This window comes from Chitinophaga agrisoli (genome assembly GCF_008386695.1).
GTDB lineage: Bacteria > Bacteroidota > Bacteroidia > Chitinophagales > Chitinophagaceae > Chitinophaga > Chitinophaga agrisoli.
The window spans coordinates 1,049,870-1,065,011 of the sequence record NZ_VUOC01000004.1 but is presented as its reverse complement, the minus strand read 5'-3'; the positions used below and the strand labels follow the sequence as shown (position 1 = coordinate 1,065,011).

Annotated in this window: 10 protein-coding genes; 4 read left to right on the top strand and 6 right to left on the bottom strand. The window is 51.4% G+C overall.

Features of this window, described 5'->3' with window-relative positions; all coding sequences use genetic code 11:
* Positions 1 to 32: 32 nt before the first annotated feature.
* Complete coding sequence (locus tag F0L74_RS23395) at positions 33 to 1,322, top strand: Gfo/Idh/MocA family protein (RefSeq protein WP_149840334.1); 1,290 nt, start codon at positions 33 to 35, stop codon at positions 1,320 to 1,322.
* Between the two features lie 70 nt (positions 1,323 to 1,392).
* Here F0L74_RS23395 and mqnE read toward each other — a convergent pair whose 3' ends face one another.
* From mqnE to F0L74_RS23380, 3 genes are all read right to left on the bottom strand, one after another.
* On the bottom strand, positions 1,393 to 2,574 hold the full coding sequence (gene mqnE / locus F0L74_RS23390) for an aminofutalosine synthase MqnE (protein WP_246197795.1): 1,182 nt from the start codon (positions 2,572 to 2,574) through the stop codon (positions 1,393 to 1,395).
* Between the two features lie 2 nt (positions 2,575 to 2,576).
* A complete protein-coding gene (locus tag F0L74_RS23385) occupies positions 2,577 to 4,748 on the bottom strand; it encodes a M43 family zinc metalloprotease (protein ID WP_149840332.1) in 2,172 nt (723 codons plus the stop codon).
* A gap of 115 nt (positions 4,749 to 4,863) precedes the next feature.
* Positions 4,864 to 6,501, bottom strand: coding sequence for a NupC/NupG family nucleoside CNT transporter (locus F0L74_RS23380; protein WP_149840331.1), 1,638 nt, complete (start codon positions 6,499 to 6,501; stop codon positions 4,864 to 4,866).
* A gap of 104 nt (positions 6,502 to 6,605) precedes the next feature.
* On the opposite strand from F0L74_RS23380, the gene F0L74_RS23375 reads away from it, so the two are divergent.
* Positions 6,606 to 7,724, top strand: coding sequence for a glycosyltransferase family protein (locus F0L74_RS23375; protein ID WP_149840330.1), 1,119 nt, complete (start codon positions 6,606 to 6,608; stop codon positions 7,722 to 7,724).
* A gap of 129 nt (positions 7,725 to 7,853) precedes the next feature.
* On the opposite strand, the gene F0L74_RS23370 is transcribed toward F0L74_RS23375, so the two are convergent.
* The 3 genes from F0L74_RS23370 to dnaE all read right to left on the bottom strand — a co-directional run bounded on the left by F0L74_RS23370 (position 7,854) and on the right by dnaE (position 13,310).
* The gene (locus F0L74_RS23370) at positions 7,854 to 8,912 is read right to left on the bottom strand and encodes a class I fructose-bisphosphate aldolase (protein WP_149840329.1); all 1,059 of its coding nucleotides are present in this window, start codon (positions 8,910 to 8,912) and stop codon (positions 7,854 to 7,856) included.
* A gap of 159 nt (positions 8,913 to 9,071) precedes the next feature.
* The gene (gene trxA, locus F0L74_RS23365) at positions 9,072 to 9,395 is read right to left on the bottom strand and encodes a thioredoxin (RefSeq protein ID WP_306462956.1); all 324 of its coding nucleotides are present in this window, start codon (positions 9,393 to 9,395) and stop codon (positions 9,072 to 9,074) included.
* A 216-nt stretch (positions 9,396 to 9,611) separates the two neighbouring features.
* Entirely contained in the window at positions 9,612 to 13,310 is a 3,699-nt protein-coding gene (gene dnaE / locus F0L74_RS23360) for a DNA polymerase III subunit alpha (protein ID WP_246197794.1), read from the bottom strand.
* A gap of 201 nt (positions 13,311 to 13,511) precedes the next feature.
* Here dnaE and F0L74_RS23355 point away from each other — a divergent pair, with 201 nt between their 5' ends.
* Both F0L74_RS23355 and F0L74_RS23350 read left to right on the top strand, forming a co-directional pair.
* A complete protein-coding gene (locus F0L74_RS23355) occupies positions 13,512 to 14,144 on the top strand; it encodes a C40 family peptidase (RefSeq protein ID WP_149840327.1) in 633 nt (210 codons plus the stop codon).
* A 66-nt stretch (positions 14,145 to 14,210) separates the two neighbouring features.
* Complete coding sequence (locus F0L74_RS23350; RefSeq protein ID WP_149840326.1) at positions 14,211 to 15,125, top strand: class I SAM-dependent methyltransferase; 915 nt, start codon at positions 14,211 to 14,213, stop codon at positions 15,123 to 15,125.
* Positions 15,126 to 15,142 lie beyond the last annotated feature (17 nt).

The following is a 15,142-nucleotide window of genomic DNA, read 5'->3' as shown; positions in this document are numbered from 1 at the left end:
TTTTATTTTGAGGCGGTTCTAAAATTCCACTTATGCATCGCAGAGAATTCCTCAAAACAACAGCCCAGGCGGGAGTGGCATATTCCGCACTACCCTTGTTACCATCATTACAACGTACGGCGGCTTACAAGCTGGCGCTGATAGGCTCCGGCTGGTGGGGCATGAACATATTGCGCAGCGCCCTGGCGCACGGGGGCTGCAAACTGATCGCCATTTGCGATGTTGACGAGCGGCAGGCCGCCGCAGCCCAGACCGTGATCAATACCCTCACCGCTGACCGGCCTAAGACGTACAGGGATTACCGTGAGCTGCTGCAGAAAGAGAAACCGGAGATCGTGATCGTGGCCACGCCGGATCACTGGCATCCGCTTATTGCCATTGCAGCTATGCAGCAGGGCGCCCATGTGTACGTGGAAAAGCCCATCTGCCATACCATCAACGAAGGCAAAGCCATGGTAAAGGCGGCGCGTAAATATAACCGCGTGGTACAGGTAGGTACGCACCGCCGGGTATCACCCCATAATATTTCCGGTATGGAATTCCTTAAATCCGGCAAAGCGGGCAAAATAGGCAGCGTAAGGGCCTTTGTGCATTACGGTGGGAACGAAGGCAAACTGGTACCGGATGAAGCGCCTCCGCAGGGCCTGAACTGGGACATGTGGTGCGGGCCGGCGCCTATGCGCCCTTATAACCCTACCATCCACCCTAAAGGATTCCGGCAATACCTGGATTATGCCAACGGCCAGCTGGGCGACTGGGGCATACACTGGATGGACCAGATCCTGTGGTGGACGGAAGAACAGTATCCCCGCCGGATCTTTTCTTCCGCAAACCGTTTTATCAAAAAAGACAATACAGATGCGCCGGATACGCAAAACGTGGTCTTTGAGTTTGAATCCTTTACCGCTTCCTGGGAACACCGGCTATATGGCGGCAATGAAGCGGAGAAAAGCAATGTAGGCTGCTATTTCTATGGCACGGAAGGTACTTTCCATATGGGCTGGCTGGATGGCTGGACCTTCTATCCATCAGATAAGAACAAATCCATTATACACGAAGGCCCCAAACTGCATAAACCGGATGAGCAGAACATTCCGGAGCTGTGGGCGAATTTTATAGAAGCCGTTACCAATGGTACCCAGCCGGTATGCGAAATTGCCGTTGGCCAGCGCTCTACCAATATGAGCCTTTTAGGGATGGTATCCCATAAGCTGGGCCGTAGTATTGAATGGGATGGAGAGAAACAGCTGATCAAAAATGATGAGGAAGCAAATGGGCTGCTGCAGAGGAAGTATAGGGGAGAATGGGAATACCCGGTGTAACAGGAACTAACCTATAAAATAAAGGCAGCGGAGTAATACCGCTGCCTTTATTCGTAAAGAGTTATGTTGATCATTTAGCGCCTACGAGCTCTTCGTCCGTAAACACTTCATCCGTGTAATCTTTGATCTCGTTATAAACCGTATCACGCTCTACAGGCCTTCTGCCGGCTTGTTTGATAAGCATGGCCAGCTGGGCGGTGCTCAGCGAAGGACGTTGCTCCTCTGCGCCGGCCATAGAATAGATCTTCGTAGTATCGTCAATAGTGCCGTCCAGGTCATTTACGCCAAAGGCCAGGGTCAGCTGGGCGGTGTTCCTGCCCAACATAGGCCAGTAGGCCTTCAGGTGCGGGAAATTATCCATATACAGGCGGGAAATGGCATATAAACGCAGGTCTTCCACAATGGAAGTCTCCGGTATATTTGACATTTCGTTATCCTTATTGCGGAATTTCAGCGGAATAAAGGTGTTAAAACCATGGGTCTGATCCTGCAGCTGGCGCAGACGCTCCATATGGTCAATACGGTGATGGTATTGCTCCACATGGCCGTATAACATGGTGGCGTTGGTCACCATGCCCAGCTCATGGGCTGTTTTGTGGATCTCCAGCCAGCCATCAGCGTCTACTTTATCATGACAGATCTGCGCGCGGATATCCGGGTGAAAGATCTCTGCGCCGCCGCCGGGCATGGATTGCAGACCGGCTTCGTTCATGAGCTTCATGCCTTCCTGTACGCTTACTTTGGCTTTGCGGAACATGTAGTCCAGCTCTACCGCGGTAAAACCTTTAATATGCAGGTCCGGACGGTGCGCCCTGATCTTACGCATCAGGTCCATAAAGAACTCCATATTCATTTTGGGATGCACGCCGCCTACGATATGCACTTCTGTTACCGGTTGGCCATCATACTTTTTCACAATGTCCAGCATCTCTTCTGTGCTGAGCTCCCAGCCTTCCTCACGGTTTTTGTATAAACGGGAGTAGGCGCAGAACTTGCAGGCAAATACGCAAACATTGGTAGGTTCTATATGGAAATTACGGTTGAAGTAGGTCTTATGGCCATGGAGCCTTTCTCTTACATGGTTGGCGAGGGCGCCCAGGAAACCCAGCTCTCCTTTTTCGAATAAGATCAATCCCTCTTCGGGCGTAAGGCGCTGTTGTGCAATTACTTTTCCTCCAATCTGTTTAAGCGTGGCATCCAGGTTAGGTTGCTGCAGCAAGGAATCCACAGCAGGATAATCGGTTCTTCTCATCGTCATCGAACTTTAAGTATTTTAACGGTCTTGCTCCTGTTCTTGTAAATTAACTTTACAAAATAAACACCATTTGGCTCATTTACCAAATCGAAGCTGAAACGGTTGTTACTATCTATGGCCGCGGCCTTTTTCCATTGCAGCAGCTGGCCGGCTGTATTATACAGCGCCAGTGCTTCCAGGTCTGCCGGCGGTTGCAGGAAAGTGATCAGTACCAGGCTGTTAGTAGGGTTAGGCGTTACCATAAAGCCCCGTTCTAACAATGCCGGGTATGTTTTCTTCGTGACGATGTTAATATTATCCAGGTAAATATTGTTCTCGTAGTTAGAGATGTTACGGAATATCAGCCGCACCCTTCCGGAGGGGATAAAGCGGGTGAGGTTCACGGAATCGCGCCGCCATTGGGAGGGCTTAGGTATAAATTCGTTGAGAACAGGCGTGTCAACGGTTACCAGGGTTGGTCCCCATTTACTGTATAGCTGGTTCAGTGTAAAGCCACAGTCCGTAGTTGCCAGGATCTGCAATGTATCCCAAGGATTGCCTGCGTCTGATACATTGGATTGTGTGGCCGCTGCTACATCAAAGAACAGGAATACGGAATCATAGCCCTGTACATTGATCTCCGGGGAGATAAGGTCGTCAATAGCTCCGTTGATATTATATCCCAGGTTACGCATCACAACAGATTGGCTGCCGGAGCGGGCGGCATCGCGGGTAAGCTCCCAGGTAAAGCTGCCATCCGGGTTCCACTGGTCCCAGCCATTGGGCGGGGGGAAGACCGTGTTTTCAAAACCTTCTGTAAATGGCAGGGTAGCAGGTGTAAAATAGCGGAAGCTGCTGGTAGCGGTGTCGTTCTCTGGTGCGTCATCTGTCACCCCATTGGGAAGATTGGTCCAGGCGGTCAGCAGGTGTTCGCCGGGGCCGGTGGCGCCTGCCGGCAGGGAAACGCTGGTTTGCTGCAGGCTGGTGAGATGGCCGCTCCAGTTAAAGGTCTGTGTGGCGCCGCCATCCACCTGGTAGGTGATCTGCACGGTTTGCAGGGGCTGCGCGCCTTTATTTTTGAGCATCACTACCGGTGTAAAGCCCGTGCTGCAAAGTTGGCCCAGGGGGGCGTTGATCTCCGCCACGCTGGCGTCATTGGACAGCAGGTTTACCGGCACGCAGCCATCGGAGCTCAACAGGCTGGAGCGTATATTGTCTAATACAAACCGCATACGGTCTGCCTGTTCTGTGGTAAAGAGGTGCATACAGGCATCGTCCGTATAGTCCATATAGTTCATGAACATAAAGCCGGGAAAGGTCTTTGAGCAGCCATCCAGCTGCGGAAAGGATGGGCAGCCGTAGGTACGGGCGCCCTGGTCCGGGGTATCACCAATACCGTCACTGCCGGTAATACCATCAGCGGCGGTACAGCGCGGGCTGCCGCCGGTTGCGCCGTCGTCATCGCCCCAGATATGGCGCAGGCCAAAGTAGTGGCCTACTTCGTGGGTAACGGTACGGCCGCCGTTATAGGCGCCCGCTGCAGTGCCGGTGGTGCCAAAAGCGGTATACAGGATCACCACGCCCTGCTCTGCGGCAGGGAAGGTATTGTCTGGCATGGTGGCCACGCCCAGGTAGCCGTTGGAGAGGTTACACACCCATATATTCAGGTATCTGCTGGCATCCCATGCGTCAGATCCGCCGGTGGCATTGTATTTAGCTTCATATGCAGCATTGAAGCCGTCAAAAGGGATATGATTGCTGCGTACCCGCACAATGCCTGTGGTGGGATCGCCATCCGGCGTGCGCTGGGCCAGGCAGAACTTGATGCCGGAATTGCCGATCAGCGGTTTCCATACGGCGGGTACCGCGCTGGTATCCGGGTTATCACCGGTATAGTCCCCGTTCAGTACAGCCAACTGCGAGTATACCTGCGCATCTGTTACCACATTCGGGTCAGATAATACGATATGTACGACTACGGGAATGGTAACGGTAGGCTCCACGGCGCCTCTCAGCAATCTTTTCTGCAGCACGCCGGAGATCAGACGCTGTTCTAAAGCATCGCGCTGTTGTTGTAAATAAGGGCTTTGTTTGATCTTATAGCGTATAGCATCTTCCGTGGCGCAGGAACGTTGCGCCAGCAAAGGTTGGGTAAACCATAAGCATAGGATGGCCAGGATGAAGGTGCGCAATAGTTTCTGTTTTTTTTATGGTAGAGGAATCAACTGTCAGCGTTTAGCGTCTGAGGCGGTCATCTTGTACTTCCGCCTGCTTCGCTAACAACTAAACGCTAAAAGCTAATAGCTATTATATCAGCGCTCCCGCAATGCAGGCGCACATTAAACAGGCGATAGTACCCCCAATAAGCGATTTTACGCCCAGTTCCGTCAGGTTCCTGCGTTGGTTGGGCGCCAGCTGACTGATACCGCCAATCTGTATACCAATGGAAGCAAAGTTGGCAAAACCGGAAAGGGCATAGGTGGCAATGAGGATGGACTTAGGGTCCTGGATCACATTGGCCGCCTTCATGCTGCCCAGCGTCTGATAGGCCAGGAATTCGTTGAGGATGGTCTTTTCCCCCAGGAGCTGCCCTATGTAGATGATATCCTGCTGGGCCACGCCGATCAGCCAGGCCACCGGCGAAAATACATACCCCAGTATCATCTGCAACGATAGCTCCTGGTAACGGCCGCTGGTCAGCGTGGCTATCTGGCCGTTAATACCGGTAATATTGCCTATCCATCCCATCAGGGCATTGGCTACATACATCATGGCGGTGAATACCAGCAGCATAGCGCCTACGTTCACGGCCAGCTTAAGACCATCTGTAGTGCCCAGGGATAAAGCGTCCAGGAAATTATCGCCCAGTTTTTCCTTGGGTATCTTCAACTCCTTGGATACCTGTTCATTATTGGTTTGCGGGAATAATAATTTAGATACCACAATGGCGGCCGGCGCGCTCATGATGGACTGGCTCAGCATGTGCAACGCAAAAAAGTTCTGCTGTACCGGGTCTGTACCGCCCAGCATACCTACATAGGCCGCCAGCACGCTGCCGGCCGTATTGGCCATACCGCCCACCATGATACAGAGGATCTCTGAACGGTTCATGGCTTCCAGGTAAGGGCGTATCATCAGTGGGGCCTCTGTTTGTCCCAGGAATATATTGGCTGCGGTGGAAAGGCTTTCCGCACCGGAGATCTTGAGCTTATTAAGCAGGTACGCAAATACATATACGACCTTTTGCAGCACGCCCAGGTAATAAAGGATGGAGGACAGAGCTGCAAAGAAGATGATATTCGGCAATACCTGTACAGCAAAGATATAGGCCCAGCTACCGCTGGCGTCTGCCAGGTTGCCAAAGATGAACTCTGTGCCTTTGTGGCTCAGGTTGATCAGGTCTACAAAAGAAGCGGATACCTTTTCCAGGATGATCTTAAAGATATCCGGCGGACATAATTTCGTGTATACGGATACCGTTAGCAGCAGGCAAACCGTAAGGATACACCATTTAATGATCTCTATCTTACCGCGTTTGTACAATAACCAGATGAGCAGCCAGATAAGGCCCAGGCTAAGGGTTATAGAAAGATTTGGCAGGGTGAATTGCGTGCAGCGGATCACGCCAAAGAAAAACACCAGCACTACGCCCAAACCCAGGGCTATGCCCGGAGCATCTGCCTCCAGGGGCTTTTGCCGGATGTTCTTTAACCGGTTATAGATCGTGTAAAGGATAATAACGCCGAAAGCCAGCCAGAATACCGGCTGATCGCCGATACGGGTATTAAGCACGCCCATGGCGAACATCAGCTGGGCAAAAACGCCCATGCCTACCAGCTTCCAGTCTACCGCCCTGCGGTTGGTGCTGAGCAGGAAACATACCGCCACCAGGAAGAGCATGCCTATACCGCCGCGCAGGAGGTTATACCAGTGAAAAGACATCATTCAGATAGAGTTATTCAAATAAGGAGCAAATAAAACGGAAAATACGTTTACTTGTTGCTACAAACAAAGTTTTTACATTATTTTCTCCACCTTTGCTGCCTGCTATGAACACCACTATCAAAAAGAAAGCGGCCCTCATAGAGCTGGGCGGATCGCATGCGGAATGCCTGTATGCGCAGATCAGCTTCCTGCATCATGCGCAATATGAGGTGCATGTGATCTGTAACCGCCACCTATGGCCGCTGCTGGAGCGGATGGAAGGGATAACCGGCCATCAGCTGCATGATATAGACGCCTCCTCTAAAAGCCGCATGCGGGCCGTGCGCGCTATCAAAACATACCTGCGTCAGCATGGGATACAGCGGGCCGTGATCAACACCACAGAGGCCACTGGCATCCGGGAGCTGGCCCTGGGGCTGCTGTTCCGGAAAATAAGCCTTACCGGCCTGGTGCACAATGCCCGTAAGCTCAATAAGGGTTTTACCCTGCGTAAGCTCACCGGCCTGAAAATGAAAAAGTTCTTTGTGCTGAATGATGCCCAGCTGCCCCATATCCATCCGCCCAAAGGCGCAACGGTGCGCAGCTTTTACCCCGCGTTCTTCCCTCAGCCCGGGCCTTTACCGGCAGGAGAGGGGCCAGCGCCAAAAGCGCCCGGCGAGTGCTGGGTATGCATACCCGGCAGTATTGAACTGGGCCGCCGGGACTATCCCGCGCTGCTGGATCAGCTTGAAAAACAAGGGCTGCCTGCTAATATGAAGCTGATCTTCCTGGGCGGGTATGACCCGGAGCAAGCCACGCTCAGGCACTCCAACCTGGCCATGCAGCTGGGTAGGCTGCCCTTCCAGGATCAATTGGTGACTTTTGCGCCCGGGCTGGTACCACAGCCGGTATTTGACGCCTGGCTGCGGCAGGCAGACGCTATATTGCCGCTTTTACACCCGGGGGTGGATAAGTTTGCAGAATACCATACCACCCGTATTTCCGGGGCTTATAATCTCTCCTTTGGCTACCGGATACCGTTGCTTATGGAAGATTCCTTTGCCTCCTGGGAGGATCTGCGCCGGCATGCCGTCTTTTACCAGGCGGCGGAACTGGTGGCATTGTTGCACAAACTAGCCGCAAACCCCGCCTTGCTGCGGGAAAAGGCGGCCGGTATCGCTACTGATCCTAAGTTTAGCTTTGAAACGCAATGCCAGCGTTATCTGGCCCTGGTGGAGCAATAACGGTTCATGCAAAGGGGGGCAACTTATTGACATAAGGAATGATACTATAAGCAAAACAGCCCTGCCAGATCTATTAGCTGGCAGGGCTGTGTATTTGAATGAAGTATTTGTACTGCGTGTAAGAGCGCTTTAAGCGATCGTAATGCTCTTATCCAGGTAAACATCCTGTACGGCCTGTAACAGGGCTACACCCTCTTTAAAAGGGCGCTGGAACGCTTTACGGCCCAGGATAAGACCAGTACCGCCGGCGCGTTTGTTGATGATGGCAGAGCGCAGCGCTTCTGTCAGGTCTTTTTCCCCTTTGGACTCGCCGCCGGAGTTGATGAGGCCAATACGGCCGGCATACCCGTTCAGCACCTGGTAACGGCACATATCAATGGGATGATCTGTACTAAGCTGACCATACATGGCCGGGTGCGATTTACCAAACTTTAAGGCCGTAAAACCGCCATTAAGGGTAGGCAGCTTCTGCTTCACCAGGTCTGCCTGGATAGTTGCGCCTATATGGTTAGCCTGGCCGGTAAGGTCTGCCGCCGTGTGATAGTCCTTGCCATCTTTTACAAAATCCTTATTACGGGTGTAGCACCAAAGGATAGTGGCCATGCCCAGGCTGTGGGCCTCTTCAAATGCCCGCGCCACTTCCGTGATCTGGCGGTCTGATTCTTCGCTGCCAAAATAGATGGTAGCGCCTACTGCGGCCGCACCCAGGTTCCATGCATCCTTTACCGTACCAAACATGATCTGGTCATATTTGTTAGGGTAGGTGAGCAGTTCATTATGATTGATCTTTACGATAAAAGGGATCCTGTGGGCGTAGTTGCGGGAAAACAGGGCCAGGTGGCCAAAGGTGGTGGCTACGGCATTGCAGCCGCCTTCTACGGCCAGTTTAAGGATGTTCTCCGGGTCAAAATAGATGGGATTGGGCGCAAAGGCGCTGCCTGCGCTATGCTCAATATCCTGGTCCACCGGCAGGATGGAGGCATAACCCGTGCCCGATAAACGGCCGTGATGAAAAAGGGCGGCCAGGTTACGCAGCACCTGCGGGGAGCGGTTACTGTTCAGGAAGATCCTTTCCATAAAATCAGGGCCGGGCAGATGAAGCTGTTCCTTTGGAATGGACTTGCTGGTATGCTCCAATAGATCCTGTAATTCTTTTTCCTGAAAATGCTGAGACAGATTATTTTGCATGGAGATATTTTTTGGGATAGGGAAGTTACAAAAAATTACTCCCTGGCAGGGGCTAACTAATTAAGAAGTAACAAATGACTCGTCCTGGCATAGCCATGCAGGCAATAAAAAAGCCCCGGACATACATCCGGGGCTTTTAACATTCGTTTATCTGGTATATTACAGGTGTGACTGTATTTTCTTTTCCAGGAGGGCACGGGGAGCAGCACCTACCTGTTTGTCAACTACCTGGCCACCTTTGATGAACAGGATAGCAGGGATGCTGGTGATACCGTAGTTGATGGACAACTGCGGATTCTGGTCCACGTTTACTTTACCAATATTTACCTTACCGGCATAATCTTTAGACAGGTCCTCGATAACCGGACCTATTGCGCGACAAGGGCCACACCACTCTGCCCAGAAATCGACCACAGTCAATTTATCAGACGTTAAAACTTCTGTCTGGAAGTTGGAATCAGTGAATTCTAAAGCCATATATATGTTATTTAAAGTTTATGGTATTCAATGTCTCTAAACAGGAAGCTGGTGTTTCTTGATCCTTACTCTTGGTTCCTTTACCGCTCTGTTGTTTTCATATTCACGTTTTTCTATACTGCAATTTCTAATCCAAGGCGCAAGTTACTGCATTTTTGACACCCCACTTATCGATTGTATCTATGCCGGTATTGCTGTTGCAACAACTCTTAGAGGAGCGCGCTATCTGCTGACCGGTTCTATATATACGTCAATATCCGGTTGTTTTGCCAGGAACTGTGCCAACTCGTCATTCATTTCCAGGTGGCGGTTAAAAGTGTGCAGCTTTACCGCCAGCTCATTATCCCGGTCAATAAGCTGCATATACAGCTCGCTGGCGCCGGGGTATTTGGCGGCGTTATCTACCAGGAAATCCACCACCTCGCGGGTCACGAATTTAGGCATGGTCACCAGGATGATCTGTTTGGTATGCGTTTTCTTCACTTCCTGCAGCAATTGCATGCTGTTCACCTTAAACTCGTACTCTGCCTCGTTAAAGCGTTTGGGCTTAAAGCCGCCGTTTACGTACAGGCAAAGACCTGCTTTCATATAAGGCGCAAAGCGGATAAAGTCCTCGCTCCACAGGGCAAACTCGAATTTGCCGCTGTAGTCTTCTATGGCCATGATACCAAACTGGCGGTTATTACGGGAAATGCGCTCCATAGCGGTGGTCACATATACCGCCAGCCGGAAATTGCGCTCTTTGCCTTTGCCGCCGCCACCGGGGGCGGAGATATCCGCCTGGTATTCCACCAGCTCAGATACGGCGTTCATATGGTAATACCGGCTTTCAAAACGGTAATCATCCAGCGGGTGGCCGGAGATGTAGATACCGGTTACGTCCCGCTCATTGTTCAGCTTCAGGATCAGGGGCCATGGATCGCAAGGGGCGATCTTAGGCGGCTCTATATCGGGCATTTCTTCCACGCCAAAAAGGCTGCCTACGGATTGGGAGCCGGCAGATACCTGCTGGCCGAACTTCACGATCTTATCCAGGCCGGTCATATTTTCGCCCTCTACTTTATTAAAGTACTGGGCGCGGTGCAGGGCCGGGAAACAGTCAAAAGCGCCTGACATGGCCAGGGCTTCCAATGATTTTTTATTTACAGCGCGTTGGTTTACGCGTTTGATCATATCAAATACGCTGGTATAGGCGCCGCCGGCCTGGCGCTCTTCCAGCAGGTTCTCGATGGCGGCTTCGCCCACGCCTTTCAGACCGGCCAGGCCAAAACGGACCTGCCCTTTCTTATTCACCGCAAAACCTTTGAAAGACTCGTTCACATCTGGCGGTAATACATCCAGGCCCATGCGTTTACACTCTTCCATAAAGAAGGTGATCTTTTCAATGTTGCTGGCGTTGTTCAGTACAGCCGCCATATATTCTGCCGGGTAGTGGGCTTTGAGATAAGCGGTCTGGTAGGCCACAAAGGCATAGCAGGTGGAGTGGGATTTGTTAAAGGCGTAGGAGGCGAAAGCTTCCCAGTCTGTCCATACCTTATCACACACCTTGGCGTCGTGGCCGTTTTTAGCGCAGCCATCCATGAACTGGGATTTCATTTTGTCCAGTACGGCCTTTTGCTTTTTACCCATGGCTTTACGGAGTACGTCCGCATCCCCTTTGGAGAAGCCGGCCAGTTTCTGGCTCAGCAGCATCACCTGTTCCTGGTATACCGTGATACCATAGGTATCATTGAGGTATTCCTCCATTTCCGCAATATCATAGATCACCGGTTCCAGGCCGTGTTTACGGCGGATGAATGTGGGGATGTACTCCAGCGGCCCCGGGCGGTACAGGGCGTTCATGGCGATAAGGTCATCGAACCGGTCAGGTTTGAGCTCACGGAGGTATTTCTGCATGCCGGGCGACTCGAACTGGAACGTACCGTTGGTCTCCGCCTTTTGGTACAGTTCATATGTTTTAGCATCGTCCAGCGGGATGTAGTCTATGTCGATCTCTATGCCGTGGTTCTTTTTGATCAGTTCCAGTGCGCCTTTGATGATGGTAAGGGTCTTGAGACCCAGGAAGTCCATCTTAATTACGCCGGCGCTCTCGATAATGCTGCCTTCAAACTGGGTTACCAGCAGGTCAGAGTCCCGCGCGGTAGACACGGGAATGAGCTCTGAAAGGTCTTTAGGGGCGATGATGATACCTGCCGCGTGGATACCCGTATTACGTACGGAGCCTTCCAGTACACAGGCCTCGCGCAGTACTTCGCCGGCCAGGTCCTGCCCTTTGATCAGCTCGCGGAGTTTCTTCACGTTCTCGAGCTCTTCGCCGCCCAGGCCTTCTTTTTCTGCCAGGCTTTTTTCTCCTCCGTCTATGGGGGCGTTGAAGATACGGTCCAGCTGAATACCGGGTTTTTCCGGCACCAGTTTGGCCAGGGCGTTACTTTCCGGCAGGGGCAGGTCCATTACACGGGCCACGTCCTTTATACTCATTTTGGCCGCCATGGTACCGTAGGTGATGATCTGCGCTACCTGGTTGCGGCCATATTTCTGTACTACGTAATCTATAACTTTCTGACGGCCTTCATCATCGAAGTCCGTATCAATATCGGGCATGCTCTTACGTTCCGGGTTCAGGAAACGTTCGAACAGGAGGTTGTACTTGATGGGGTCTATATTGGTGATGCCAATACAGAAGGCCACTGCAGAGCCTGCGGCGGAGCCACGGCCGGGGCCGATAAATACGCCCAGATCGCGGCCGGCTTTGATAAAGTCCGATACGATAAGGAAGTAACCGGCGAATCCCATGTTCTCAATTACCTGCAGCTCAAAGTTGAGGCGCTCCTCGATCTCGGGCGTCATTTCCTGGTAGCGGGAGCGGGCGCCTTCGTAAGTGAGGTGGCGCAGGTACTGGTCCTGCGTAAAGAACTCAGGGGGGATGGGGAAGTTGGGCAGCAGGATATCCTTCTTCAGGTCCAGCAGCTCTACTTTGTCCACGATCTCATTGGTATTGTCAATGGCCATGGGCAGATCATGGAACAGTTTGGCCATCTCGTCCTGTTTCTTGAAATAGAACTGGTCGTTATAGAAGGCAAAGCGTCTGTTCTTGATGGCTACATCGTCATCTGTAAACTCCTTGATGGTGGGGGTGGCTTTCTTTTCGCCGGTGTTGATACAAAGGAGGATATCATGGGCGTTGGCGTCTTCCTGGTCCACGTAGTGGGAGTCGTTGGACGCAATGATCTTTACATTGTGTTTTTCTGCATAACGCAGCAGCGATATGTTCACTTTCTCCTGCTCTGGGATGCCGTGGCGCTGCATTTCTACATAAAAGTCCTCGCCAAAGATATTGAGCCACCATTTGAATTCCTCTTCGCCTGCTTCTTCTCCTTTTTTGAGGATGGTCTTGGGCACGGAGGCGCCCAGGCAGCAGGTGGTAGCTATCAGCCCTTCATGGTACTGGAGGATGAGCTCCTTATCAATACGGGGGTATTTGCCATACAACCCCTCTATATAACCCAGGGAGCAGAGTTTAATAAGGTTGCGGTAACCCTGCTCGTTTTTGGCAAGAAGTACCTGGTGGTAGCGGAGATCCTTCTCTTCCCGGGTAAATGCGCGTTTGTGGCGGTTTTCTACCAGGTAGAACTCGCAACCCACAATGGGCTTTACTTTGAGGCGTTTATCCTTTGGGTCTGAGGGATTGAGCTTATTATTATATGCTTCTGCCACAAACTGGAATACCCCAAACATATTACCGTGGTCTGTAATGGCCAGGGCGGGCATATTATCTGCCATGGCTTTCTTATACAACGATTTTATGTCTGCCGCACCGTCCAGCAGTGAGTATTGGGTGTGTACGTGTAAGTGAGAGAATTGCATGATCTGATTTACCTGTTTGCCTTTTTGACTGTCCGTAAGTGTAACTCTTAAACGCAAAAATACGACTTGAAAAAAGTAATACCTATTTCAAGCCGGTTACTTTTCCACAATCGCTTAAGGTTCATGTTGATAATTCATAGGGGAGCCACCGGGGCTATCATACGGAAGCGCTGCCAGTAACCGCTGGTTGCCAATAGCTACTTATTCATATATTACAATTTTATCATTAACTTGGCGAAAATTTTTAACCGACGCTTTATGGGTATAAGAAAAGGAACCTGGTGTATTGTTATCGTTATGAGTGTGTGGGGATTGAGTTCCTGTTCTCTCGTTAAAAAGCCGGTAAGCCAGCCAGCCAGTAAGAGCCGGGTGTCTTTAAATTCCCTGAAGTCCACTAAAGCCCGCAGTTATCCCACTACTCCTGTTAGTCTGACCATTACCGGCGCCAGTACGGACCTGGAGAAAGCGCAGGCCTGGCAGTTCAAATATGCTCAGATGCTGGATGTAGCGGTGGAAGAGGTGAACAATTACCGTTTATATGGTTTTATAGAGGATTGGTGGGGCACGCCTTACCGTATGGGCGGTAAAAACAAGGAGGGGATTGATTGTTCCGGTTTTGTTACAACGCTGATGTCTGTAGTATTCCAGTTGAGTTTCAGCGGCACCTCCCAGCAAATGTATGAGCATGCCAAAAGACTGCGGTCACGCAGCGAGCTGCAGGAAGGGGACCTGGTGTTCTTTAGCATAGGCCAGAAGCGGGTATCGCATGTAGGCATTTACCTGGACCATGACCGCTTTGTACATGCATCCAGCAGTGCGGGGGTGATGATCAGCGATCTGAATGAGGCTTACTGGACCCGGTATTATACCGGCGCGGGCCGGGTAGAGTGAGGGCGTTTAATTATAAATTTATATCTTCACTGGTTTAATAATAGATTCTTAATCAACAGCAACCTTATGACTATCAAGAGCCCTGTAACGCATGGCGAGCGGGTGGCGCTCATCACGCAGTTCCCTACTGAAAGGATCGTGGAAGAATACCGGCAGCAAGGCATATCCGTGGAGCGTTTCTTTAGAGATACGCCTACGATCGACCTGTATGAGTGCGGGGAGACCGGTTACCGCTTCTATTATCCGGATACGGTATTCGGCGACGGGCAGTTTTATGCAGATCTGCAGGGGGATGATGAGCACTATTACCCTACAGGGAAGCCAGAGCACCTGTTTGCCGCAAAGCAGCTGAAGTCAACTGACCGGGTGCTGGAAGTTGGCGCAGGAGATGGATTCTTTTTAAAGATATTAAAGGAGAAGGGGATTGCGGCAAGGGGGCTGGAGCTGAATCCAAAAGCGATTGAAACAGGCCGTGCGCAAGGACTACAGCTGGACGGTGAGATGATACAGGATCATGCGCAACAACATGTAGGCGAATACGATGCGGTTTGCACGTTCCAGGTACTCGAACATATATACGATGTAAGGGACTACCTGCAATCGTGCCTGCTGGCGTTAAAGAAAGGCGGAAAGCTGATCATAGGGGTGCCTAACAGCAATCCTTTTATGTATAAACATGACCGCTGGCATTTGCGGAACCTGCCGCCACACCACGCCGGATTATGGACGCCAGCGGTTTTCAAGACCCTGCCTGAGCATTTTGACATGACCCTGGACAAGTTATTTGTGGAGCGATTACACAATGAATGGGGGCAGTACCGCGAGTGGTATGAGGTGCAAAGGGATTACCATCTGCAGCGAAACCCGCTCTGGGGCAAGGTCCTGGCGGCTATACCGCGCCCGCTGTATAAGATAATGTTAAAAGTGGGATCGCCATTTATTGCTGGAACAAATATTGTTGCTGTCTTCGTCAAATCATAATCTCAGGTAAACCATGT